The sequence below is a fragment of the Arthrobacter sp. 18067 genome, from assembly GCF_902706295.1.
GTDB lineage: Bacteria > Actinomycetota > Actinomycetes > Actinomycetales > Micrococcaceae > Arthrobacter.
The window spans coordinates 93,204-119,379 of sequence record NZ_CACSJJ010000008.1; the positions used below are offsets into that span (position 1 = coordinate 93,204).

Annotated in this window: 15 protein-coding genes; 3 read left to right on the top strand and 12 right to left on the bottom strand. The window is 63.2% G+C overall.

Translation table 11 applies throughout. From position 1 onward, the window contains the following. Positions 1–80: 80 nt before the first annotated feature. From GVL04_RS09910 to GVL04_RS09955, 10 genes are all read right to left on the bottom strand, one after another. The gene (locus GVL04_RS09910) at positions 81–4,367 is read right to left on the bottom strand and encodes a glycoside hydrolase (protein WP_159703302.1); all 4,287 of its coding nucleotides are present in this window, start codon (positions 4,365–4,367) and stop codon (positions 81–83) included. Between the two features lie 186 nt (positions 4,368–4,553). Then, positions 4,554–6,488, bottom strand: coding sequence for a DUF5107 domain-containing protein (locus GVL04_RS09915; RefSeq protein WP_235036238.1), 1,935 nt, complete (start codon positions 6,486–6,488; stop codon positions 4,554–4,556). Position 6,489: 1 nt separating this feature from the next. Next, positions 6,490–9,543 (bottom strand): glycoside hydrolase domain-containing protein, encoded by a 3,054-nt coding sequence (locus GVL04_RS09920; RefSeq protein ID WP_159703305.1) that lies wholly within the window; start codon positions 9,541–9,543, stop codon positions 6,490–6,492. Positions 9,544–9,686: 143 nt separating this feature from the next. Beyond that, on the bottom strand, positions 9,687–10,451 hold the full coding sequence (locus tag GVL04_RS09925) for a copper homeostasis protein CutC (protein WP_159703308.1): 765 nt from the start codon (positions 10,449–10,451) through the stop codon (positions 9,687–9,689). Between the two features lie 9 nt (positions 10,452–10,460). Further along, positions 10,461–10,877, bottom strand: coding sequence for a thioesterase family protein (locus tag GVL04_RS09930; protein WP_159703534.1), 417 nt, complete (start codon positions 10,875–10,877; stop codon positions 10,461–10,463). 74 nt (positions 10,878–10,951) lie between these two features. Further along, positions 10,952–13,030 carry an ABC transporter ATP-binding protein gene (locus GVL04_RS09935; RefSeq protein WP_159703311.1) on the bottom strand — a complete coding sequence of 693 codons (2,079 nt, stop codon included), beginning with the start codon at positions 13,028–13,030 and terminating at the stop codon, positions 10,952–10,954. Then, positions 13,027–14,760, bottom strand: a complete 1,734-nt coding sequence (locus tag GVL04_RS09940; protein ID WP_159703313.1) for an ABC transporter ATP-binding protein — start codon at positions 14,758–14,760, stop codon at positions 13,027–13,029. Before GVL04_RS09940 ends, GVL04_RS09935 begins: the two co-directional genes overlap by 4 nt. Before the next feature lie 342 nt (positions 14,761–15,102). Then, positions 15,103–17,169, bottom strand: a complete 2,067-nt coding sequence (locus GVL04_RS09945; RefSeq protein ID WP_159703316.1) for an MFS transporter — start codon at positions 17,167–17,169, stop codon at positions 15,103–15,105. A gap of 9 nt (positions 17,170–17,178) precedes the next feature. After that, entirely contained in the window at positions 17,179–17,661 is a 483-nt protein-coding gene (locus GVL04_RS09950; RefSeq protein ID WP_159703319.1) for a MarR family winged helix-turn-helix transcriptional regulator, read from the bottom strand. A gap of 85 nt (positions 17,662–17,746) precedes the next feature. After that, positions 17,747–18,643, bottom strand: coding sequence for a LysR family transcriptional regulator (locus GVL04_RS09955; RefSeq protein WP_159703322.1), 897 nt, complete (start codon positions 18,641–18,643; stop codon positions 17,747–17,749). Between the two features lie 95 nt (positions 18,644–18,738). Between GVL04_RS09955 and GVL04_RS09960 the strand changes: the two genes are divergently transcribed. Beyond that, positions 18,739–19,767, top strand: coding sequence for an MBL fold metallo-hydrolase (locus GVL04_RS09960; RefSeq protein ID WP_159703325.1), 1,029 nt, complete (start codon positions 18,739–18,741; stop codon positions 19,765–19,767). Positions 19,768–19,798: 31 nt separating this feature from the next. After that, positions 19,799–21,133, top strand: coding sequence for an MFS transporter (locus GVL04_RS09965; protein ID WP_159703328.1), 1,335 nt, complete (start codon positions 19,799–19,801; stop codon positions 21,131–21,133). Between the two features lie 61 nt (positions 21,134–21,194). Here the strand turns inward: GVL04_RS09965 and GVL04_RS09970 are convergent, their stop codons facing one another. Further along, a complete protein-coding gene (locus GVL04_RS09970; protein ID WP_159703331.1) occupies positions 21,195–22,898 on the bottom strand; it encodes a thiamine pyrophosphate-binding protein in 1,704 nt (567 codons plus the stop codon). Next, positions 22,895–23,956, bottom strand: a complete 1,062-nt coding sequence (gene speB, locus GVL04_RS09975; protein ID WP_159703334.1) for an agmatinase — start codon at positions 23,954–23,956, stop codon at positions 22,895–22,897. Before speB ends, GVL04_RS09970 begins: the two co-directional genes overlap by 4 nt. Positions 23,957–24,187: 231 nt before the next feature. On the opposite strand from speB, the gene GVL04_RS09980 reads away from it, so the two are divergent. Beyond that, positions 24,188–26,161, top strand: a complete 1,974-nt coding sequence (locus tag GVL04_RS09980; protein WP_159703337.1) for an APC family permease — start codon at positions 24,188–24,190, stop codon at positions 26,159–26,161. Positions 26,162–26,176: the final 15 nt, after the last annotated feature.

The following is a 26,176-nucleotide window of genomic DNA, read 5'->3' on the forward strand; positions in this document are numbered from 1 at the left end:
GTAAAGTCCGGCTGGACGGCCGGAGCTTGGTGGGACGAAGAGGGTGGTGGCCCGCCATCAGGCGGGCCACCAGTTCTACGTCAGTTGCAGGATGCTGCCGCGTAAGCGGCGTTCACATTTACGGTTACCGGTTGGCCGTTGACTGTGGTCTTGGCTTCGACGGCTACGGTGCCTGCCTGTACCGAAGCGGCACGGGTGGTGAAGGCGTGGACCGCGTTCTTGCCCGGCTTCACCTCAGCGAAGGACTTGGTTCCGTAGGCCGAGGTAAAGGTGGCCTGGACCGATTTGGTGTCGTTGTTGGTCAGCTGCGCGGTCACGGTGACCTTGCCGGCAACACACTTGGTGCTGGCGACTGCGGTGACGTTCAGCTGCGGTGCGGCCGGTACCGGATTGGCGATCATCAGCCAGCTCAGCTGCACGTCAGGACCCCGCGTCGGGCTAAGCGAGAACGTGATCTTGCCGTCGGAACCCACCGTGACGTTTTGGTAGGCCGCGGACTGGTAGTCGCCGCTGTAGTCATGGTCAGCTTCCACCACTGCACCATTGACGGTGACCTTGGCCCCGCGGTCGTCCCACTGGGCCCAAGGATCGTAGTACCCGGCGTAGACCGTGTAGGTGCCCGGAGCCAGATCGTTGAACTTGTAGGTCAGGTCCCTCCCAGCCTTGGCGTAGCGGAGGGTGGTGAAGATATTGCCATCCGCGGTTCCGGAGACTCCACTGTCCTGGCTTTCGTAACCCCAGCGCTTGCCCGTAGCCGGATCAGCGCCGAACGGCTGGTCCGCCGCGCTGTTCAGGACAGGACCGTCCTGGGCCGCTGCTGCCATCAACGCGGTCCAATCAGCGGTCTGCTGCCCACCTGCGTTCACTGCGTACTGAACACCGTCCGGAACAACCGGGATGGTCCGGGTGAACGTCCGGTTCCCGAAACCGGGAAGCGTACCCGTGGCAGTAATGACGCCCACAGTGTTCGTGTTGCCGGTAACCTGCCAGGTCACGGGCTGGGTGGAGCTCTGGCCATTCTGGGTGACCGTCACCGAATTGACGCTGAACGTTGAGCCGACAGCCAAGCTGGCAGGAACACCGGTGACGTTCCAGACCGCGTTCGCGTCAAGGTCCTCAAGTTTCCACTCTGACGGGGACTTCACGGCCAGGGTCTTGCCGCCCTCGCCCATCTGGAGGGGCAACCACACCATGGGTGCGGTGGCCAGGGCCTGATCCGATCCGCCGTTCCAGCGGTCACCCATGTAGATGAACTTGCCATTGGCCGGATCAACGGGGATCACCGACGTGGGCTGGGAGTTGTTGGAGTTCCAGGAAACATCGCTGCTGAACGGATCTCCCATGTCAGTCCACTCCCCCAGGATGCTGGTGGCCGTGCCGTACCGGGACGGGTTCGGCGACCAACCAGTGGTTCCCGAAGAGATGATGAAGTAGCGGCCCTGGTATTTCATGATGGCCGGTGATTCACGGGACTGGTTGACGAAGGCCCTCCGGAAGTCCACACCCTCCACCGCAGTGTCCGGCGAAGCGGACAGGTAGGTGTAGTCAGCGTTGAGCTTGGAGATGAACATGGTGGCGTTCTCTTCGCTGGAGTAGATGATGTAGCCGGTGCCATCGTCATCCACAAAGAGGTTCATGTCCCTGGCCATGCCCGGGTTGTTGGGAGCCTTGTTGGTGGGATCGCCGGCCGTTGCCTTGTGGAGGCGGTAACTGTCGATGTACCGGAACGGTCCGAACGGTGAATCAGAAACTGCTACGCCTGCGTTGGCTTTGGCGTACTGAGCGGTAGACCACGACGACGGCCCGTCAGCGTGGACCCACATGACCCACTTGTTGGTGGCAGCGTTGTAGATGACCTTGGGCCGCTCAAGGATCGGCGGGGTCTGGCCATTCACAGGCACTGTTCCGAGGTCGCGGTAGACGGCGTCCTTCTGCTCCGTGGTGTAGCCCGAGTACAGATTCTGGAAGTACGGATCCGAGTCGATTTGCCCGCGTGAGGACAACGTCTTCAGCGCAACTCCCTCGTCCTTCCAGTTGTACAGATCGTAGGAGCTGTAAGCGTGCACGCCCGGTGCGGAGTGGTAACCGTTGGTGCGGTCCTCCCCGTACAGGTAGTAGATCGTCTTACCTTCGGAATCCTTGGACGTCACCACCTGACCACCATGGGCCTGGATCAGGTTGCCGTTGTTATCCCGCCAGTCCTGGCCCGGCCGGAAGCTGTTGTAGCCGGTGCCCTCACTGGCATTCCGCAGGGTGAAGGCCTGGTTGGCCCCACCGTTGGAGGTCCACAACCCAATCCAGGCACCTTCATGCGTGGACTGGTTCGAGACGTCCAGGACCTGGTGAACGCCAGCGTTGAGGAGGCTGAACGAGGTACCGTCCGTGGTGCTGAACAGCCACTGGGCCGAGCTATCCGTGCGTGCTTCTTCGTCAGTGATGGTGCGCAACGTAGTGCCGTTGGTATCGGCCGCCAAAGCACGGCCATCGGCGAGCCTCAAAACAAAACGGTCACGGGTGGTGCCGTCTTCATCAGCGATAAGGGTTGCTTTCCACACCTGGTTCTCGCCTGCGATCGAATCACTGAGAACCGTCTTCGGCGAGCCATCCGAAGCCGTCACTGCGCGTCCGCTCTGGACTCCGACGAAGCTGTAGGACTGGCCGTCCTGGACTGCCGGCGCATCGGTGGCGACGCCGGATGCACCGTTGACCAGGAAGGTGGTAACTGACTTGGCGGGCACGGTCAGCGTCGCGGAGCGCGTTCCGGCGTCGATGGCGACGGCGGTGCCGCTGACGAGCGCGTTGGCCGTCGGATTTCCGGAAGGAGACTGGGTGGTAACTACCGGGGTGACCGTGGCACCGGCAGCGATCGTTGCGAACTTGGACAAGTCCACCTTGATGGTCTTGGCCTGATCGGAATCGTTGGTGTGCACCATCGACAGGCCGGAACCATCGGCCTTCAGCGCAGATGTGGTCTTGCCGTCGCTGGTGGGAATGATCCGGTCACCCGGTGCGATGTAGTGGGTGAAGTTGCGGATGGCGTTGTACTTCGAGTTCACAGCAGTGCGGCATGAAGGATCGGCGGCACCGTTAGCCAGACGCCGCACGGAGTTACCATCGGCGTTGCAGTCGAAGTCGATGAAGACGGATCCCCAGTTCTTCTTCTCGCCGAGTTCCATGTTGTAGAGGTCTTCGACCGGCTGCCACAGCACCCAGGATTCGGGGTCGAGCTCACGGAGATCGTCCGTGATGCGGGTGGCCATGCCGAGGCCGTTCTCGATGCTGTCCGGGTTCCAGGAGTCGCCGCCCCAGTTGCCTTCCACTTCACTCATGGACAACGGCTTGTCCGTTGCCTTGGCGATGTCGCGAACCGCAAGACGGTCGCCGGTGGAGTACGTGTGGACGTTGAGCTGGCTCACGGCCTGCTTGGTTTCCGCGGTCCACCCGTTCCAATCCTCCAGGAACCGGCTCGGGGAGGTCTCGTCCGGACCAGAGACCTTTGCTTCGGTGGTGGTACCTGGCTCGGCAAGCTCTGCAGCCATGGCGGTCAGCACCTGGGATTGCAGTGCGGGGCCTGCGTGGGCACCCTCCTGGCCTCCTCCATTTGGCAGGCCGTTGCCGCCGAAGGTGGTCTTCCAGTAATTCGTGTTGGGCTCGTTGAGGGGGTTGATCGTGTCGAAGCTGATGCCTTCAGTTTCTTCGACGTGCTCAGCCGCCTTTTTGACGTAGTTGACGAACTTACCGATGGCTGCGGGCTTGATCTGGTCGGCGTTAGGGTCTGTACCACCGCTGACGTAGCCGCTTTCGGTCATGAAGTAGGGCGGCGAGTTGCTGAAGGCCTCCCAGGTGGTCACTTTGTCCTTGATGGCCGCGATCCAGGCACGCTGGGAAGCATCGGCGTCGAGGTTGTAATCCGAGGCGTTCTCGCCGGTCCAGGCGGCCAGGAAACGGTCCCGGTCAGCGTAGTTCGTGGTGATCGGCCCATCCTGGTCGGAGAGGCCGGCATTCGGGTTCCACCAGCCGGGAACAGCTCCGCCGGGACGAAGGTAGTCAGGGATATCCGTGGCGTTGCCACCGCCAACGTTATAGCGGGCGATGTTGAGGTTCAGGCCGTCGTCACCGAAGACCTTGTCGATCAGATCGTTCCGGATGGCTTCCGGATACTGTCCGGTGGCGTTGGCCATCCAGACGAGGCTGGTGCCCCAGCCTTTGAACGACGGGCCTGCCTGGGCCGGGTTGGGGGTGAGGACAAGGTCCTCAGCGGCGGATGCCGGCGAGGCCAGCAGGGGAAGGGCGCCTAGGGCGAGGGTTGAAGCAGCTAAGGCCGCGACCAAACGATGACGCGACGATGCGTGCGAGCTCGACAACATTGTCTTAAATCCAATCCGTTCATGTTTACGTGAACATAGAAGAGGTTTACGTAAACATACAGTGACCCACGTCACCCGTCAAGTGGTGATTTTTGCTGGCCGCCCAACGTCTGCCACCCGGCCGCCGGGGATAGCGCATTCCCACTGGAACCCACTATCCCCGGGACTTTTTATCCTTCGAAGGGACTAATGCATCCCGAATTGGTACGCGGCAGGCACCGCCTCGTTCGGGCAGACTTCCTGCCACAGCGCCGCGAGCGCATCCTCCCCCTCCCGGAGGTCCGGGATCTCGACGCCCTCGCGCAGGATCGCAGCCGCCCCACCGGGGTTTCCGGTCCTTGCGAGCGCCAACGCCCTGAGGAACCTCAAACGTCCGACGGCGGCACCCTCCTTGGGTGCCACATCGTTCAGTTCCAGCGCCATCACCGGGTCCCCGTGCCGGATGCTGAGCGTGATGGCCTCCGTGAGCAGCGAAGGGTTGGTTGAGTCAGCTTCCACGCCTTTCCGGAGCTCAGCAAGTCCCGCGGTGTCCTGTCCGCCCGCAAGCAGGGCCAGCCCCAGTCCGCGGTACGCCAACGCCATTGTCCCCGGTCCGGCGTCCGAGGCCAGCACGCGCCGATAGCCATCTTTGGCGCCCTCAAGGTCCTGCCGGCCGTGCCTCATGGTGGCGAGTTGCAGCTTGGCGTCCGGGCCGTCCTCCCCCGCCAGCAACTCGGCCCAGTCCGCCCCCGCCACGAAGCTGGGCGCGCCGTCGAACGCTTTTCCATGCAGCAGCCCAAGCCACGGTTCCTGTTCCTCCGTGACGCTTTCATCCACGAACGGAGTTCCGCTCTCGTCAACCCAGCGCTTGCCCGTTTTCTGCCGTCGGGCGCGCTCCACCACTCCCCAGCCGCTGCCGTGCAGCAGCATTTTGGACGGAGGGACGTCGGCATCGCTGACGGCTGCGGACAGCATGGCCTCGAGTTCCTCGTGCGGCAGGAGCTGTTCCAGCCTCTCGCCGGCATGGGCCACGGCGGCGTCCCAGTTGGTGCCGTGCGATGTGTCCGGATCCAGGTGCCCGTTGCCGTAGGCCTCAACCCACGCCCATTCAGCGCCGGCGGGCATCACCAGGTGTTCAAACTGCGTCTGCGCGAGGCCGGCCTGGATCTCGGCATACGGCCCCGCTCCGGGGCTCAGCCACTCCTGCCACCGTTTGCCGCCCTGTCCCTGGCCCCACACGAACAACTTCTTTCCCCGCAGGAGGCCCGTGGACAGCATCGCCAGCCCGTCGCCGTCGTCGTCCGCTGCCACAACCCAGCGCCGTTCGGCAGGGTCGATGTCGAAGAAGAAGTCAGCCGCGTGCGGGCTGTTGACCGGCCACGTGCCGTCATAGCCTTCGTGGCTGGTGGGCCGGACGCGGGTGATGTCCGTGGTGTAGTCACTGCCATAGGCCTCGTCAGCCGGGGCGATGACTCGGGTGCGGTCCGTCTCCGGGATGGCGGCGTTGCTCCACCAGTACATGGGGACGTCGTGGTCATTGGGATTCCGGATCCGCACCGCAGCGAACACCACAGGCGAGTCCGCGGGGAGCCAGATGTCCACTTGGAAGACCACTTCCCGTAGCCGTTCGAACTCCCACATGCGCAGGATGTGCTTGCCGTCAGACGTGTGGACGATGGCCGTGTGCAACGGATCGCAGCTGGTGGGCGAGTGCCCGCGGGTACCGATGTTCCATTCCAGTCCGCCCGCGAACCACGCTTTGCGCAGCGCGATGTTTGCCAGTTGCGGAGCATCGTGGGTGTGGAGGAGCTGCTTGCCGGTCGCTTTGTCGAAGAGTTCCCAGATGCGGCCGCCCAGCGACGGGATGACCGTCACCTTGAGCTTGCTGTTTTCCAGCACGACGGCGGGCACGTCCTTGGGCGCCGCCTCGCGGCTGTAACCGTCCTGCATCAAGTATGGGTAAACGTTGGGAACCACTCCGTAGCGCGCCGAGGCCTGCAGATCCTCGGGAACGCCCTCGCCCACGGTGTAGGGCTGGTCGAGCTCGGCAGCAACCACGGGCAAGGGGTTGAGCGGACCGAGCTCGGCCATGGTCAGGGAAATGGTGGTAATCGTGAGGTTGGAGCCGGCGGTAAGGGGCACGTCAGTATCCGATCGTGAGAAGGAGGCCGCGCTGCGGCTCAAGAGTAATGGGATCGCCGGGCGCGTAGCTCGCGGCGGATTGGAAGCCTGGGATCGCTGGGGCGTTCGCGCTGGAGGCGGCCGCTTCGTCGTCGAATATCAACCTCACATGTTCAGTCTGCCCGGCCCATGAAGCCAGCGCTACGACCATTCCGCGGTCGGTGATCCACGTGGTGGCCAGGACATCAGGGTGGCTTGTCCGCACCGGTGCGTGGTGGTCCCAGAACCCCTGCATCGTCGCGTGCTCCAGCCCGGTTTCGGCCCAGAACTCCCAGAGCGGCCGGTTGTCCACGGCGGGCGCCCGGCCAGTCATGCCGAACACCATCCCACGCCACGGGTTGCCGCCGCCCTCCAGCATCTCGCCCATAAGGCCAAAGGGAATACCGGACAGTTCCACCAGCCAATAATCGGGATCGGTGGTGTCGTAGTCGAAGTACTCCCCCAGCCACAGCCTGTCCACATAGGGCAGCTGTTCCATGTACAGATTGGCCGAGGACGCGTAGCCGTCATGCGCTGTGAACTGGTTGGCGGAGTGCAGGTCTATTTCCGGGCCGTGCACGCCGCGGGCCTCGCAGGCCTGTTGCAGGACCTTCCGGACGCGCAGCATGGCGTGGCGGTCATAGGCGATGTCATCAAGGTAGATACCATCGATCCCGTCCTCGCCACTGGCCAGCTCCTGCAGGCTGCGAACGTAGAAGTTCTCCCACCGGGATTCGCCCGTGGTCACCACTGCGATGTCCTCAACGTTCGGTGCGAACCAGGCGGACACGTAGCCGCTCCCCGCGTGCTCCTGGAGCCAGATGTGTCCCTTGCCCGGGCCATCGCTGAAGATCTCATGGTCCAGTTGCATCAGCGGCAGCAGCTCCGGGCTGTGGAACGTGAGCTCCCGGACAGTGTTGTAGATCTTGGCCTTCAATCCCTGCCGATGGCACGCAGCTACGTATTCGCGCAGTGAGTCCCCGGTCAGCAGGGGGTCGTTGATGTACGGCGCCGGGGCCGTGGCGTGGTGGACATTGACCACGGTGGCCCCTGAAGCCCTGATGTCCGCCGGGTTCACAGGGGCGTGGAAGTACCGTTTGGCCAAGTGTTTACCGGGCTCGATGGGCTTGAACGGGGTCAGGAGCAGGCGGAAATTGAAGTCCACCGGTTCATGTGCCATCAAGGTCCGTGCGCCGCTGAACGCGCGAACCGTCACTTTGCCATCGTCAGTTCGCAACGTGACACCGCCGCGGGTCCCGTCGCCGTTCCCGTTGCCGGGCTGCCGGTTGGCCCACGACGCCGGCTCCACCAGGGGCTTCTCCCGGTAAAAGTTGGTGTTGAGGGGTCGTTCGTAGCTGCCATCCCGAAGGGCCAGCTGAACTCCGGCGTTCACCCCACCGAGCCACAGCGCATCCTGGTTCTTCGCTGCCACGTCCCACGTCCAGTCCAGGTTTCCCGGCCGCCGTCCGCCCGGGACGCCCAAGCCCATCGCGAGCGGCACCGCAGCCTCGTGGAACTCAAGCTGCAGGCCGACGTCGGGCACCTCCACAGTCCGCTCCGGAGTGAGGTGCAGCGAGTACCAGAGTGTTCCATCGGCGTCGAGCACGCCGGTCAGGTCCACGGATACGGCGGCCTTGCCGCCCTGTTGTCCATTCCAGTGGCAGCGCCAGGAGATTCGCGCCGCCCCTTCCACCGTGAAACTGAGCGGTGAGTAGCTCCAGTCGATCCCCGCTATCTCCAGATTGATCGGAGCCTCAAGAAGCTCGACGGCGGGGCCGTCGGTTGACGTGACAGCTGCGGTAAAGGTGGACGTCACCTGCGCCGGAAGCCCCGATGCGGTCAGCCGAAGGGTCCTGCCCAGGATTCCCAAACTCCTGCTCGTTTCATCCAGCGTGATGGCAGTGAACGGCTTCACGAGCTCCGCATCCTGGGCCACCGTTGAATCCAGCCATGCCAGCCTCCGCAGGAAGCGGGGGTCGCCGAAACCGCCCGCCGCAATCGACGGGTCTGCGTCCTTTTCGGCAGCCACGTCCAAGCGGATTTCAACCTCTTGAGCCGCTTGCCCGGTGGCCGTGACGGTCACGGCCGCTGCCATCGTGCTTCCCGCGCTCTCCGAAGGCACCGGCAGGACCACGTACAGTGCCTGCACCTTCCCGACCGGAACGCTCAGCGTCCTCTGCCATGGATGACCCAGTCGGTCCACGCCATCGGTGTTGATGCAGTGACCGCCCCCTGGCGAGGCCACGTGGACGTTCACTCCGTCCACGTTTTCCAGGGCGTACAGCCCAAGTTGGACCACGAAGTCCTCGCCGGGCTGGGCAGCTCCATGGACGGTCCGCGACGGGCCAGCGATCACCCAGTGAGCCGGTAGTTCATCACGCATGGACACGGGATTCAGCCGGTCCTCAGGGAAAAGCAGGAAGGCCTCGCCCGCGTGGCTGCTGTGGAGTTCATCCAGCTCATCAGCGCGGGCCGTGAAGTTCATCGGCGCGAAGGAGTCCCGCTCGCTGGCGGCCTCATAGCGGAGGACACGTGCCTGGGGCAGCTCGACTTGCCCTGCGGGTGCCCATGGAGAACGCACGACGGCGGCAGCCCACGCGGGTTCTGCCGCCGGGCGACCCGGGAGGTACTGCGCCTGCGGATAGTGGGGTTTCCCCAGCATCGCGTAGGGCAGGTAGTAGAAGTAGTAGATCCCGGGGCCGTCGATGGCTTCGAAGAGCAGGGTCCCCGATTCCCGGGTGGCCTCTTCCACGATCACGTTTCGCACCCTGGTGCCCGACTCTTCCGAGACGACCATGACATCCACCGATGCCGGGTCCTGGTCTTGCCGACGCCAAGGAAGGACTACCCTGTGTGCGCGGGCTGCTCCGGTACTTCCACCACGCACCGCTTCCACCACGAACCGGTGGTTTCCGTAGAGCAGCTTGTCCCAGGTTCCGATGCCACATGCCACCTCCGGATGGCCCGTCGTCCTGAAGTTTTGGGAGATTGTTGGAGGGGACATGACGGCCGGTGAATCCGGCGTGGGCAGCGGCATCGCTGGGACTCCTGAAGGTTGCTTCCGAGGCTGTTCACCGAGTTGGTGAATCCTTACATCATTCCGGCGTTCCCTGTAACCGTAAAGAGTTATTGCGATGCGTACTCACTGGCATTTCTGCCCTAAGACACTGGACGCCCGGGCTACTTCGTGGCGGCCAGGTTCAGCGCGTTGACCTTCGCCTTGGCTGCCCGGACAATCTCGCGGTCGGTGACGCAGTAGGCGGTGGGATCTGTACCATCCTGGGCACCAAGGGAGATTGCGCCATCCCCCAGCGTGGAGACTGTCTTCTTGGCAGAAAGGTGAACGGCGGAGAGGCCCGCTGCATGCATCGCGGGGATGTCCTCCAAGGACAGTCCCCCGCCGGCCATGATCTCCAAAGCGCCACCTGCTCTATCCACCATGTCGGTCAACGTTTCCAGTCCAGCGCCGGCAGTGGCCTGGTGCCCCGACGTGAGGACCCTGGTAAAGCCGAGATCCAGCAATTGATCCAGTGCCGCGAACGGATCGCGGGATTGATCGATCGCGCGATGGAAGGTCAACTGGGCGTCCGCGTTGGCCTCCCTGGCCGCGTCCACCAGCCGCCGGATCGCGTGAATGTCCACGTCGCCTTGCGGCGTCAGAGCCCCCACCACCACTCCGTGTGCTCCCTGCGCAAGAAGGTGCCGTATCTCGTGGACCATGGTGTCCACGTCCGACGCTGTGTACCGGAAATCACCGGGTCTTGAACGAATCAGCGGATGGATTTCCAAGCGGCCGTCAACGTGCTCCACGCTGGCTTCCATGAGTCCCTGGCTGGGCGTGATTCCACCAAGTTCCAGGCTGCTGCAGAGCTCAATGCGGTTGGCTCCTTCGGCGGCGGCAGTACCTGCACCGGCCGCACTAACCACGGCAATTTCAAGTTTCATGCTGAAACTCTACGCGCGGTACAGCTCCAGCTTTTCCTTTTGTTCCGGGGTGAGCCTGAGCACCCGCCCTGTGGCCTCGGCCACGAAGGCCAGGTGGGTGGTGGCTTTGACGCAGTCCTCCCGGGTGACGGGGTCCTTGATGACGTAGTGAAGATCGAAGCTGGCGCCCTTGACGGCACCAACCCAAATCTCCACGACGGCCGGAATGTTGCGGTACTCCAAGGTCCGGACATACCGGACCTTGTGCTCCACCACAAGCGTCATGGTGCCCTCTTCGACATCGTTGAACAGGGCCGCCGGAGGCTCTACGCCGGGAAGGCCCGCGCCGCGGGGTGGTCCGAAGGCTGCGATGCGGGCTTCTTCCAACATACGGACGATCTGCACATTGTTGATGTGTCCGTAAGCGTCCATGTCACCCCAGCGCATCGGCACGAGGACCTCAATGCGCTGGGGTGCAACGGAATCCTGGGCCGTTGGCCCAGTCTTCAGTGAATCGGTACTCAGCTGTGCACCGCCGTCGAATCATCCACTGCGGTCTCTTCCTCGCCTGCGAACTGCGACATGTACAACCGGTAGTACGCGCCCTGGAGGGCGAGCAGCTGGGTGTGGTTGCCCTGCTCCACGATCTTGCCGTTCTCCATCACCAGGATGGTGTCGGCGTCGCGGATAGTGGAGAGGCGGTGGGCGATCACGAAGCTCGTCCGGTCCGTGCGGAGGGCGGCCATGGCCTTCTGCAACAGCAACTCGGTGCGGGTGTCCACGGAGCTCGTGGCTTCATCCAGGATCAGAAGCGAAGGATCTGAGACGAAGGCACGGGCGATGGTGATGAGCTGCTTCTCACCGGCGCTGACGTTGCTGCCCTCCTCGTCGATGATCGTCTGGTAACCGTCCGGGAGCGCACGTACGAAGCGGTCCACGTAGGTGGCCTTGGCCGCCTCCATGATCTGCTCTTCGGTGGCGTCCAGCTTGCCGTATTTGATGTTGTCGTAGATGGTGCCGCCGAACAGCCAGGCATCCTGCAACACCATGCCCACCTTGGAGCGCAGCTCGGAACGGGTGAGGTCCTTGATGTCCACACCGTCCAAGGTGATCCGGCCGGCGTTGAGCTCGTAGAAACGCATCACGAGGTTCACCAAGGTGGTTTTGCCGGCGCCCGTGGGTCCTACGATCGCAACAGTGTGGCCGGGTTCCGCAGCGAAGGACAGGTCTTCAATGAGCGGCTTGTCCTCCACATAGCTGAACGAGACGTGCTCGAACTCGACGTGGCCGTCGGTCTTGGAGGGCAGGTGACGAGTTCCGTTCTCTTCGACTTCTTCATCAGCATCAAGGAACTCGAAGACGCGCTCGGCAGAGGCCACGCCGGACTGGAGCATGTTCGCCATGCCGGCGATCTGGCCCAGCGGCTGGGTGAACTCACGCGAGTACTGGATGAATGCCGTGGCGTCGCCCAGGCTCATGGAACCCGAAGCAACGCGCAAGCCACCCACTACGGCAATGCCGACGTAGGACAGGTAGGAAACGAAGTTCATGGCCGGGAAGATCACACCGGACACGAACTGCGCACCGAAGGATGCCTTGTACAGTTCCTCGTTCTTGGCGTCGAAGCGCTCCAGCATGTCGGCATCACGGCCGAACACCTTCACAAGATCGTGGCCGGAGAACGATTCCTCGATCTGGCCGTTGAGGGAGCCGGTGTTCTTCCACTGAGCTGCGAAGAGCTTCTGGCTGCGTGAGCCGATGACACCCGCCACGATGCCGGAGAGTGGAAGCGCGATCAAGGCGATCAGAGCCAGCTCCCAGGACACGATGAACATCATGACCGTGATACCCAGGACTGTCAGTACGGAGCTGACCAGCTGGGAGAAAGCCTGCTGGAGACCTTGCTGGACGTTGTCGACGTCGTTGGTGACGCGGGAAAGGATGTCGCCGCGCTGGCGGGTGTCGAAGTAGTTCAGCGGGAGTCGGTTGAGCTTGGCCTGCACGTCATTGCGGAGCTTCTTGATGACCCGCATGACAATTCGGTTGAGCAACCAGCCCTGGGCCCACAAGAAGATGTTGGCTACGAAGTACATCAGGAGCACGATCGAAATCAGGAACGTCAGCTTGGGGAAGTCGATCCCGTTGGTGAGTTCCATCTTGGACACCATGTCCGCAAAGTTGCCTTGTCCCTGCTGGCGCAGGAGCTCCACGAACTGATCCTGGGAGACGCCCTCGGGGACCTGCTTGCCCATCACGCCACCGAAGATGACATCCATGGCGCTGCCCAGGACCTTGGGAGCAATCACGTTGAGGACTACCGAGACCACGACGAGGCCGATCACGATGTATACGCCAACGCTCTCGGGCTTCAACAGCCCCATGAGACGCTTGGCGGACGGCCAGAACGCTTTGGCCTTCTTAGCCGGAACGTCGCCGAACATGCCGCCGTCGGCTTCCGAGGGGACGTACTCCTCCTCGACGAAATCCTCGTCGTCAAGCAGCTCTGTCGCCACCTCGGCTTCGGCCGTTGCCTTGGCATCCTTGGCGGCCTCTGCCTTGGCAGCCCAGCCGCGCTTCTTCTGCTGGCCCTGCTCGCTCATGCCACTTCCTCCACGCTCAACTGTGATTCAACGATTTCCTGGTACGTGGGTGACGTCTCCAGGAGTTCGTCGTGTGTTCCGCGGTCAACGATGCGGCCGTTATCCAGCACCAGGATTTCGTCCGCATCCGCGATGGTTGAGACGCGCTGGGCCACTATGATGACCGTTGCGTCCCGGGTTTTGGCCTTCAAGGCCTTTCGAAGCCGGGCGTCCGTGGCGACGTCCAAGGCAGAGAAGGAATCGTCAAACAGGTACACATTCGGTTTCGTCACCAAGGCCCTGGCAATGGACAGCCTTTGGCGCTGGCCACCGGAGACGTTGGTTCCGCCCTGGGCAATACGCCGGTTCAGGCCCGACGACTTCTCCTCGACGAATCCCTTGGCCTGCGCGGTTTCCAGCGCGTCCCACAGTTCCTCGTCGGTGGCGTCCGGCTTGCCGAAGCGGAGGTTGTGCTCGATGGTTCCTGAGAACAGATACGGCCTCTGCGGCACGGCCGATACGCGGCTGGTGATCTCGGAGGCGTCCATGTCGGTGACGGGGACGCCGTCGAGCAGGACGTCACCCGAAGCGACATCGTAAAGCCGCGGCAGCAGCGAAACCAGGGTGGTCTTGCCGGCGCCCGTGGAGCCGATGATGGCCAGGGTCTTGCCGGGCTCAGCCGTGAAGGAAATGTTGCTCAGCACCGGAGCCTCGGCACCGGGGTACTTGAAGGTGACGTCCCGGAACTCGACGCGTCCCTTCTTCTCGGCAGGCACAACTGGCGAGCTGGGGTTGTGGATGGAAGGCTCGACGTCGAGCACTTCGCCAATACGGTCTGCACAGACAGAAGCGCGGGGAATCATCATGGCCATGAACGTGCCCATCATGACAGCCATGAGGATCTGCAGCAGGTACTGGAGGAACGCCGTCAGTGCGCCCACCTGCATCTCGCCCGAATCCACGCGCTGTCCACCAAACCACAACACCGCCGCTGTGGAGAGGTGCAGGATCATGCCAATCGCCGGGAACATCAGGACGAACAGGTTGCCGATCTTCACTGACACGGCAGTGAGTTCCTCATTGGCGTCGCCGAAGCGCTTTGCCTCGTGGGGTTCACGAACGAAGGCGCGGACCACACGGATACCGATGATCTGCTCGCGCAGTACGCCGTTGATGGCGTCGATCTTGGTCTGCATGGAACGGAACAGCGGCATCAGGCGGACCACGAGGTAACCCACAACCGCCACCAGGACCGGGACGGAAACCCACACGAGCCAGGAAAGATTGAGATCCTCGCGAAGCGCCATGATGATGCCGCCGATGCACATGATTGGCGTGGACACCATGAAGTTCAAGCCCATCAGCACAAGCATCTGCACCTGCTGGACATCATTGGTTCCACGGGTAATCAGCGTGGGTGCACCGAATTTGTTGACATCCTGGGCGGAGAAACTGCTGACCTGGCGGAATACACCGCGGCGCAGGTCCCGCCCAATGGCCATGGCCACGCGGGAGCCGAAGTAAACGGCGACGATGGCAGTGAGCACCTGTCCAAGGGCGACGGCGAGCATGAGCGCGCCGGTCTGCCAGATGAAATCGGTGTCGCCGCGGGAAACTCCCTCATCAATAATTTTGGCGTTGAGGCTGGGAAGGTAGAGCGTGGCGATGGTGGATGCCAACTGAAAGATCAGCACGGCCACAATCTGCGGCAAATACGGCTTGGAGTAGCGCCGTATAAGGGTGACAAGCATGCCCACGGGTCCTTAGAAAGAGTGCGTGAATGAGATAAGAGAAGTGTTGCAGCAGGGGCTGACAGTATTAGCCTCCCTACTCTACGAAATCCGTTGCCCCGGCGAAACAACTTACGGAAAAGATCATCCCAGCGGAGTATCTGCCGTGTCGCGGATGCTCCCGCTGAGGGGCATCCGCTGAGGGAGCACCCAGGGTGCCGGGACAGCAGTAGAGGCAGCAAAGCGCCGGCTGGAATTCCAGCCGGCGCCTTGCGTCCCACACTCGTTCGCTGCACCTTAGTACGGCTGCACCGGGCTTAGTACACCGGGAATTTCGAACGGGACCGGGATTTGAAGCCGGATTCAGCCTGCGTGCTTGCCGTGGTCCGGACGGGCTTCCACGCCTTGGAGGAGCAACAGCGCCATACGCTCTTGCTGCCTGCGTTCGCGCTTGAGTTCCTTCCGGATCGCAGCGAGTTCCTCCGCGGTTTTGGCCTGCTGCTCCGCGATGTTTTGCTGCTCCCGCAGCCGCGTCTGCAGTTCCACATTGGCACGGCTGAGCTGCAACTGCTGTTCGGCCAGGACGTACTGGGTGCGGGACAGTTGCTCCTGCACTTCCTTCACATCGGCTGCATCCTTGACACCGGCCGGCGCGTGCGGGCGTTCCTGTGTGAGGATCCGGGCAAACTCGAGGTCGAGGTCAGCCCCGGAGTCCTGCTTGGGAGCCTGACGTCCGGCCCCGGAAACTGTACGTCCGGCACCCATGGCGCTGCCGCCGTCGTCGTCCGCTTTCACTGCGTCCAGAGAAGAAGTGTCCAGCGACATCCCGGCGTCTCCCGATGCCGTGGCGATGAGTTCCTTCTCAGGAGCCGCATCCACCGTACGGCGCAGCGGACGCTCCTTGATGAAGAGCACGGCCAGGAGGGCCACCACGCTGATGATCGCGGAGATCAGGAAGATCTGTGCAGTGGCGTCGCCATAGGCAGCGCGCATGATCTCGGCGATGGGAGCAGGCATGTCGGCGAGGTCCATGCTTGCTCCGGAAGCGCCACCCTGGACCGGAATACCTGCGGCGGCCATGCCTTCAACGGCCAAATCCTTCACATGGTTGGACATGATGGCGCCCAGGACGGAAACGCCGATCGCGCCACCCACCGAGCGGAAGAACGCCACGGAGGCACTCGCGGTTCCGATGTCCTTGGCCTGGACCGTGTTCTGCACGGCCAGCACCAGGTTCTGCATCAGCATGCCAAGGCCAAGGCCGAACACGCCGGTGTAGATGGCCACGATCCACAGTTCAGTGGTGTGGTCCATGGTTCCAGCAAACGCCAGGCCGCCGATCAGCAGGACGGAGCCGGCGATCAGGAACCTCTTCCACTTACCGAAGCGGCTGATCAGGATGCCCGACGCCACGGAACCAATCAGGTTGCCGGCGATCATCGGCAGCGTCAGCAGGCCGGCCTCGGTGGGCGTGGCGCCGCGGGCAACCTGGAAGTACTGCCCCAGGAACGTGGAAGAACCGAACATGGCGATGCCGACAGCAACCGACGCGACGATGGCCAGGGCCGTGGTGCGCTCGGAGATGATCTTCAGCGGGATGATCGGCTGCGCAACCTTGGTTTCCACGTACACCAGCACGGCCAGCAGCGCTACGCCACCACCCACCATGAGGGCTGACTGCCAGGAGAACCAGTCGTAGTAGTCCGGGTTGCCGGCGAAGGAAACCCAGATCAGGAGAAGGCTCACGCCCGAGGTCAGCAGAATGGAACCGAGCCAGTCGATCTTCGCGGGGCGCTTGATGTGCTGGATCTTCAAGGTCACCTGGAGCAGGATGAGCGCGACGACGGCCAGTGGCACGCAGACGAAGAACGTCCAGCGCCAGCCCAACGGGCTGTCAACGATGAAGCCGCCCAGCAGCGGGCCACCGGCGGTGCCGACGGCCATGACTGCGCCCATGTAGCCAGAGTATTTACCGCGATCACGCGGCGGGATCATGGAGCCGATGATGGCCTGGGCCAAGGCGGTAAGACCACCCATGGCCACACCCTGGATAACGCGTGCGGTCAGCAGCAACGGGATGGTTTCGGACAGGCCGGCCATGACGGAACCGGCCACAAAGATGATGATGCTCAGCTGGACCAGGAGCTTCTTGTCGAAGAGGTCCGCGAGCTTGCCCCAGATGGGTGTGGTTGCAGCGTTCGCCAGCAACGCGGCCGTGATGACCCAGGCGAAGTCGGTTTGCGTGCCCTTGAGTTCGGACATGATGGTGGGCAGTGCGTTGGCGACGATCGTGCTGCTGAGGATCGCCGTGAAGAAGGCCGCCAGGAGGCCCGTCAGGGCTTCCATGATCTGACGGTGCGTCATGGGCGCGGCGGCCTTGTTAACTGAGGCGTCCACCGCCTTGGTGTTCTGAACTGCTGGTGTGGCCATGCTTGGCTCCTAGGCTGTCTGGTTTGTTGTGATGGAGCCGGCCGCCGTTGCCCGGATTGAGTCCTTGAGGGACTCGGTGAGTTTGTTGATGACCTGGGAGGCCTCGAGGGCGTCTGCCTCGCTCCAATCCGCCAGGTAATCCCGCAGTCTCACGCTGCGTTGTTCTTCGAATTCGCGCAGTTTCGCCGTGCCCCTGTCCGTGAGGGCGAGGAGTTGGGCCCGTCCGTCCGCGGGATCGGGTCTCCTGACGACAAAGCCCAGGTCCTCCAACTCCGTGATGTGCCGGCTCAGGACCGGGGCGCTGACGCCAAGGCGCGTGGCCAGTTGCGTTGCGCGCGTCTCCCCCTCGCCGATGAACCTCATGACGCCCTGCACTGCCATTCCGACGTCGGGAACGCGGGCCATGTGGGCGGTCACCACGCAGCGCAGAGTGCGCTGGAGGTCGAAGATTTGATGCACAAGATCGGTCGCTGTGGCAGAACCGACGGACATGGGAAACACCCCTCTTTTTGTTTGCCTAAAGCAACCATAACTTAATTTGATTGCTTTGGGAAACTAAAGATGAAGGAATGTGGGGTCAGAGCGCCATCTCTCGAGAAGCCGCAATAACTTCGTCCACCCGCCGCGGCCGCTTCACACCTGGCGGAACGGCGGCAACCAGCCAGTTCTCCGGGAGCTCACCCTCAATGGGAATCAGGACCACCTTGTCCGCGGCGTAACGGGACGCCATGCCCGGCCATACATGGGTCACCGAGATTGCTACCCCACTGGCCACGATGCCCCGGATCGTTTGGGCGACAACGCTTTTCCACCGCACTTTGGGCTCGATTCCGGCCGAACGGAACATCGCCGTTACGCGCTCCGCGCTGGGTGGCACGTCGAACAGGACAACATCCTCGTCAGCCAGATCTGCGAACCGGAGTGAGGCGCTGCCCGCCAGGGGATGACTGGCAGCGAGCATGAACTGCGGCCTGGATTCCACCACCTCCACAACATCGACACCGGGAACCACCTGGAGGGAGTACACGAAGGCAAGGTCCAGCTCCCCTTCGCCCACGGCCCGCTGGAGCTCCTCGGCCGTTCCCTCCACGAAATCCAGGTCGACCCCGGGCCACTTGCCGGCGAAGTAGCGGACCAGGCCGGGAATGACCCGGGGCGAAATGGCGATCATGCAGCCAATGGACACGCGGCCACGCATTTCTTCATGGGAACCCAGCAGTGCGCCCTGCAGGTCAGTTGTTTCCCGCAGTATCCGCCGCGCCCGAACACCGAGCTCGATGCCGGCCAGTGTTGGCTCCACACGCTTGGCGCGGGTCCGGATCAGCAGGTCAAGCCCCAGGCTCTTCTCCAGCTGGGCTATCGCCATGGAGGCAGCCGCCTGCGAGATATTGCTTTCGCTGGCCGCCTTGGTCAAGGACCCATGGTCAAGCACAGCCACGAAGTATTCGAGCTGGCGCAGTGTCACTTCACCCATCAGTTCTCCTTATGAACTTCTTAGAATTGATTGATTATACAAGTCGCATGAGCCCGACCACACTTGAAGAAAGCCAAGAACTGCAAGGAGAAACAATGACGACGACGTCATCCCTGAAACCACACGTGATCACGTTGGGCACGGCAGGCGGCCCCCGCTGGTGGACGGAAGCCGACTCCGGCGAGCGCACGGGAATCGCCACGGCCGTGGTGGTGGGAGACGCCTTCTACCTGGTCGATTTCGGTCAGGGGGCGGGGCGCAGGCTCAGCCAATCCGGGCTTGAGCTCAAGGACCTTCGCGCTCTCCTCATCACGCACCTGCACTCGGACCACGTCTACGATCTCGCAGGCCTTGGCATTTTCGGGCTGTACGCACTAGCCGATCGCAGCGACAACCCGGTCAGGATCATTGGTCCGGGCAACCGGGGCGAGCTTCCCCCGGTGTCGCCACGCGCCGTCGTCGAACCCCTTCCGCTGGCGCCGGAGAATCCGACGCCGGGTACCCGGCAGATGTTCGAGCAACTGATGGCCGCCCACGCTACGGACCTCAATGACCGCATTCTGGACAGTCTCCGGCCCAGCCCCTTGGAAATATTCAAGGCCGAGGATATCCGGATACCAGTCGAAACCCGGTATCACCCCAACAGCAATCCGACGCCGGACATGGAGCCGTTCGAGGTTTACCGGGATGAGCTTGTCACTGTGACGGCCATCCTGGTGGAACACCCGCCGGTTGCTCCTGCGTTCGCCTTCCGCTTCGAGACCGCTGAGGGCTCCGTGACCATTTCCGGCGATACCGCCTATACCCGGAACATGATCACGCTGGCCCGGGACACGGACCTGCTGCTGCATGAGGCCATCGACTTCGCCTGGGTGGAATCGCTCTACGCGGACAAGACCGACGACGGCAGCCGGGCCGCGCGGGACCACCACTACAAATCCCACACCAGCGTCCGCGAGGCAGCGAAACTGGCCGAAGCCGCCGGCGCCAGGCACCTCGCCCTGCATCACCTCGTACCCGGCTCGGCCTCCGCATCCGTCTGGCACGAGGCCGCAGAACATTTCACGGGAAAGTTCACCGTCCCCAACGATCTCGACGTCATCCCGTTCGCCCGTCAACGCTGATAGCCGGACCCCTAGCCACCTGAGGAATCACATGAGCCCAGCATCGCCGCAGGACATCCTGCCAGGAACTGCGCCCCTCGCACCTGAAAATTTCATGAAGTCCAAGGACATGCGCCGCATCCTTGCCTCCAGCTTCATCGGCAGTGCCATCGAGTACTACGACTTCATGCTCTACGCCACAGCCGCCAGCCTGGTCTTCAATAAGGTCTTCTTCGCCAATCTCGGCCCTGGCTTCGCGCTCTTCGCGTCCTTTGTCACGCTCGCCGTCGGTTACGTTGCCCGCCCCCTCGGCGGCCTCATCTTCGGCCACTTCGGTGACCGGGTGGGCCGCAAGAAAATGCTGGTCCTCTCCATGCTCATCATGGGTTTCGGGACCACGATGATCGGATTGCTGCCAACCACGGCCCAGATCGGCATTGCCGCGCCCATCGCGTTGGTGGCGCTCAGGCTGGTTCAGGGCGTCGCGGTTGGCGGCGAGTGGGGTGGCGCTGCACTCATGGCCATAGAGCACGCGCCCAAGAAGCACCGCGGATTCGCGGCTGCTTTCGCCAACGCGGGCGGCCCGGCTGGGGCCATCCTGGGTACCCTCGCGCTGTCACTGTTCGCAGCACTCTCCGGCGACGACTTCCTGGCATGGGGCTGGCGCGTGCCGTTCCTGCTCAGTGCCGCGCTGATCGCTGTCGGCATGGTCATCCGCCTCAAAGTGTCCGAGACTCCTGCTTTCCAGAAACTGGAAGCGGAAGGATCCAAACGGCGGGTGCCCCTGCTCGACGTCCTCAAGAACAACCGACGAGCCGTGGTGCTCGGCTTGCTGGCAACCACAGCGTTCTATGTGTGCCAATCAATGACCACGGTGTGGGGTGTTTCGGTTGCCGTTGAGAACGGCGCTGACAAGAACGGTGTCCTGAACATCAAGGCGTTCGCGGCACTGCTCACGCTGATCATCTGCTTCTACTCGGCACGCCTCAGCGACAGGATCGGCCGACGCCGCGTCCTCATCGGCGCGTCCCTGCTGGGCGCTGCCCTTGCCTACCCCATCCTGCTGCTCATTAACAATGGCGAACTGTGGGCATTTGCCCTGGCCATCGTGCTGGGCAATGGCCTCGTGCAAGGTTTCCTTTACGGGCCCATTGCCGCCTACGTGGCCGAACAGTTCCCCACCCGCAACCGCTACACAGGCGCTTCCCTGGCCTATCAAGGGGCCTCGATGATCGGTGCCGGCTTCACTCCCATGATCGTCGCCGGCCTAAGCCTCGCGGCCGGCGGTGGCCTGTGGCTCATCGCGGTGTTCTGGATCGCCGCGATGCTTGCCGCGGTTGTCGCTGTGAAACTCACTCCTGAGGGCACCCAGCGCGAACTCGACTGAGTTTCCTTAAAGCAGCCAGCCCCCGCACGGATGACCGTGCGGGGGCTGGCTGTTTGGGCTGTCAGTCGTCCAAGTGCGTGGGGCCGAACATCTTCAGCAGCGTTTCAACCACGACGACGTTGGGGCCGTCCGCTTCGAAGGACGCCTTGAGCGCGTCCCCCACTTCCTCGGGGGCAACCCGGCGGGCCGGGACACCGAAGGACTCGGCCAGCTTGACGAAGTCCGGGCGGGCGAGTTCGGTGGCCGTGGCCTGGCCGAAAGCACCCACCATGTATTCGCGCAGGATGCCATAGCCGCCGTCGTCCACGATCAACCAGGTGACCGGCACGTTGTGCTGCTTGGCGGTGGCGAGTTCGGAGATGGAGTACATGGACGATCCGTCACCGGATACTGCGAGTACCCGGCTCGGCTTGCCCGTGGTTTCCAGGCCTACCGCCCCGCCGATGGCTGCGGGGAATCCGTAGCCCAAGCCTCCGGCGCCCTGGGCGGAGTGGAACTGGCCCTGCCGGGCATCCCAGCAGCTCCAGCCCCAGTAAGCGGAGATGGTCATGTCCCAGAACGTCTGCATATCAGCCGGCACAGCCTCGCGGATGTCCGACATGAACTTCAGTTCCTTGGCAAGGTCCTGTGATTCCAGGCGTGCAGTGACCTTGGCCAAGGACTCCTTGACCACGTCTTCCGGGCTGGTGCCGTGCCAGGAACGCTGTGTCGCGTCCGCTGCACCTGCCTCAGCGAGGGCTTCGTCCAGCGCAGCGAGCGCCTGGCCGGCGTCGGCGCGGATGCCAAGCCCGGGCCGGTTGGACTCGAGGACGCGGGGTTCGGCGTCGATCTGGATGATCCTGCCACGGGGCTCGAACGTGAAGTAGTTCGACGTCACTTCACCCAAGGACGAGCCGATGACGATCAGGACGTCGGCGTCTTCGAGGATATCGGTCATGTACCGGTCCTCGATCCACGACTGCAAGGACAGCTCGTGGGTCCAAGGGAACGCACCGTTGCCGCCGGGAGTACAGATCACCGGGGCGCGCAGCTGCTCGGCGATCGAGAGGAGCGACTTCTCGGCCCGGCCACGACGCGTACCGCCGCCTGCGATGATCGCCGGACGTTCCGCCGTCGAAAGCCATTTCACGGCCTCGCGGATCAACTCCACGCGCGGCGGGTTATCGAATGCCTCGGCGAGGGCGTCCTCTACCGGGGGAACCATGATCGGATCCAGCAGGACGTTCTGTGGGATTTCGATCCAGACCGGGCCCTGCGGCGAGGAGATCGCTTCGGTCCAGGCGTCCTGGATGGCCGACGGGATGCCGGAAGCGTGCTGGATCAGGCGCTGGCTCTTGGTGACGTTCGCAGCCGAGGCCTTCTGGTCATCAAGCTGGTGCAGCATGCCCTTGCGGCGTGCGCCCAGGCCGTCGAGCGGGATCTGGCTGGCAACAACCACCATGGGAACACCCGTGGCGTAGGCCTCCTGCAGACCGGCGAGGGACGTCAGCGCACCCGGCCCTGTAGACAGGAACAGCACACCCACCTCACCGGTGGCGCGGGAGTAGCCGTCAGCTGCGAAGGCAGAGTTGTTCTCCACACGGGAGGATACGAAGTGCAGATTGCCGCGGCCCATGGCGTCAAAAAGTCCCAACGCGTGCTGGCCCGGGATACCAAAAACGGTCTTCGCGCCAAGCGCTTCAAGGGTCTCGACGACGAGGTCCCCGCCGTTGCGCTGGTTGGTGCCCTTCGTCGGGGCTGCCGTGCCGGGATCGAAGTCGATCATCGCTGGTCTCCCGTTGCCTTGGCGAGCTCGGCGATGCGGGCACCGAGGGCCTGCTGTGCGTAGCCGTTCGGGGTGCCAAGGCGGTCACCTTCCACGGCGTTGTCAGCCATGAGGGTCACCAGTTCGTAGGCAACGTGGCTGCCTGCAACACCGGTGATTTCTGCGTGGTCGTAGGCCGGAGCAACTTCCACGATGTCCGCGCCCACGAGGTTCATGCCACGGAAACCGCGGATGATTTCCAGGAGTTCGCGACTGGTGATGCCGCCGGCTTCGGGGGTTCCGGTGCCGGGAGCGTGCGCCGGATCCAGGACGTCGATGTCCACCGAGATGTACAGCGGACGGTTGCCAATGCGGTCACGGATCTTAGCTACCGTCTCCAGGACGCCTTGGTAGTAGACGTCAGCGGAGGTGACGATTCCGAAGCCGAAGCGGTGGTCGTCGTCGAGGTCCTTCTTGCCGTACAGCGGACCGCGGGTACCGACGTGGCTGATGGCTTCAGTGTCCAGGATGCCTTCCTCCACTGCGCGACGGAACGGCGTACCGTGCGTGTACTCGGCGCCGAAGTAGGTGTCCCACGTGTCCAGGTGCGCGTCGAAGTGGAGCATGGCGATGGGTTCGCCGGCGCGCTCTGCTGCTGCCCTCAAGAGCGGGAGGGCAATGGTGTGGTCGCCACCGAGGGTGACCAGCTTGCTGCCGTTGGCCGTGAGGTCCAGGGCATTTTGCTGGATGGTCTCGATGGCCTCGTTGATGTTGAACGGGTTCACGGCCATGTCACCGGCGTCGGCAACCTGGATGTTCTCGAACGGGCTGACGTCCCAGGCCGGGTTGTACGGGCGCAGCAGACGGCTGGCCTCACGCACATGGTTGGCGCCAAAGCGGGCGCCGGGACGGTAGGAAACACCGGAGTCGAAGGGGACGCCAACCACCGTGACGTCGGCCTTGGCGACCTGGTCCAGGCGGGGCAGTCGGGCGTAGGTGGCGGCACCGGCGTAGCGCGGGATGCGGGACGAATCGATGGGGCCGAGGTTCCCGTTGGCTTCAATACGGAGCTCTTCCAAGATGTGCCACTCCTTGTAATCGTTGGGGGGATTGGATCACTAGCTGTGACACCCATCATACACTCGAAGTTGTCTAATATGCATCACCTGTTTACAAGTTTGATTTGAAACTGCAGAGGGTGAGATGCCGGTCACAGCGGGCGTAAAGATTCCATAAAAACCGGGGTCCCGGCGTCGAATGCGGCCATACGCTCCTAGCGGAAGCAGTACCGTGCTGCGCGAAAGGACAACGTGACCACCCTGACGAGGCCTCCGGCCGACCCGGCCAACCGGCCAAAGAATTCCTTCAAGCTCAAAGCATGGCTTTTGGAAGGAATGCCGGAAACCTCAGGAAAGCGGCAAGGCCCTCACGGCCGCCCCACGGACTCCCATAAGCCCCAAGCCTGGTGGAAAGTCATGTGCCTCACCGGCCTGGACTACTTCTCCACCCTTGGCTATCAGCCGGCCATCGCCGCACTGGCGGCAGGCCTGCTGTCCCCGCTGGCCACACTGCTCCTGGTGTTCGCAACCCTTGCCGGCGCACTGCCCGTATATCGCCGCGTTGCCAAGGAAAGCCCGCGCGGCGAGGGTTCCATCGCCATGCTGGAACGCCTGTTGCCCCGATGGGGAGGCAAGCTGTTCGTCCTGGCCCTCCTCGGCTTCGCCGCAACGGACTTCATGATCACCATTACGCTTTCGGCCGCCGACGCCACAGCCCACCTCATCGAGAACCCCTTCGCTCCGCACTTCCTCGAAGGCCAGCACGTAGTCATCACCTTGGCCTTGATCGCAGGGCTCGGCGTCGTCTTCCTCCGCGGGTTCAAGGAAGCCATCAACGTGGCCGTGGTCCTCGTGGCGGCGTTCCTGGCGCTGAACCTGGTGGTGATCATGGTTTCCATCACGCATGTCTTCACTGAATCCCGCGTCATCACCGATTGGTGGACCGCCCTCACCACATCCCACGGTGACCCCATCATGATGATCGCCCTGGCACTGCTGGTCTTCCCGCGCCTGGCACTTGGCCTCTCCGGATTTGAGACCGGCGTGGCCGTCATGCCCCAGATCAAAGGCCATGCCTCTGACACCGACGCCAACCCCGCGGGCCGGATCAAGGGAGCCCACAAGCTCCTCACCACCGCCGCCATCATCATGAGCTCCTTCCTCATCACCTCCAGCTTCACCACAGTGATGCTGATCCCGGCGGCGGAGTTCGAATCCGGCGGCAAGGCCGAGGGTCGCGCGCTTGCCTACCTCGCCCACAAATTCCTGGGCGACGGCTTCGGAACGGTCTACGACGTCAGCACCATCGCCATCCTCTGGTTCGCCGGCGCTTCCGCCATGGCAGGACTGCTCAACCTTGTCCCGAGATACCTGCCCCGCTACGGCATGGCGCCGGCGTGGGCACGTGCACTGCGCCCCCTGGTCCTGGTGTTCACGGTCATCGCCTTCATTGTCACCGTCATTTTCCAGGCGGACGTCAACGCCCAGGGTGGCGCGTATGCCACCGGTGTTTTGGTCCTGATCACTTCCGCGTCCATCGCAGTGACGCTGTCCGCGAGGCGACGGAAGCAACGGGGCCAAACCATCGGCTTTGGAATCATCTCCCTGGTCTTCGTCTACACCACCGTGGTCAACTCGATCGAGCGCCCCGACGGCCTGAAGATCGCGGCCCTGTTCATTCTGGGCATCATGGTGGTCAGCTTCATATCCCGCATGAGGCGTGCCTTCGAACTCCGCGCCACACACATCAAGATGGACGAGAAAGCCCTCGAATTCACGGCGAACGCTGCCGAAGGACCAGTGCGTATCATCGCCCACGAGCCCAAGCATCTCAGTGCAAACCGCTACCGGGAGAAGCTCCAGCACGCCCAGCAGGCCAACCACCTGCCCGTTGACTGCGACGCTGTGTTCATCGAGGTCATCGTGGACGACAGCTCGGACTTCGAGCAGGAACTCCAGGTTGTAGGCAAGCAGAGGCACGGGTTCAAAATCCTGGAAGTGCACAGCAACAACGTGCCCAACACCGTGGCCGCCGTCCTCCTGCACATCCGCGACGTCACCGGGTTCATGCCGCACATCTATTTCCGTTGGACCGAGGGCAACCCGATCTCCAACCTCAGCAAGTTCCTGTTCTTTGGCGAAGGCGAAATCGCGCCGGTAACCCGTGAAGTCCTGAGGGAAGCCGAGCCGGACATCACCCGCCGGCCGTGGGTGCACGTCGGCTAACCGCCGCCCCCGCGC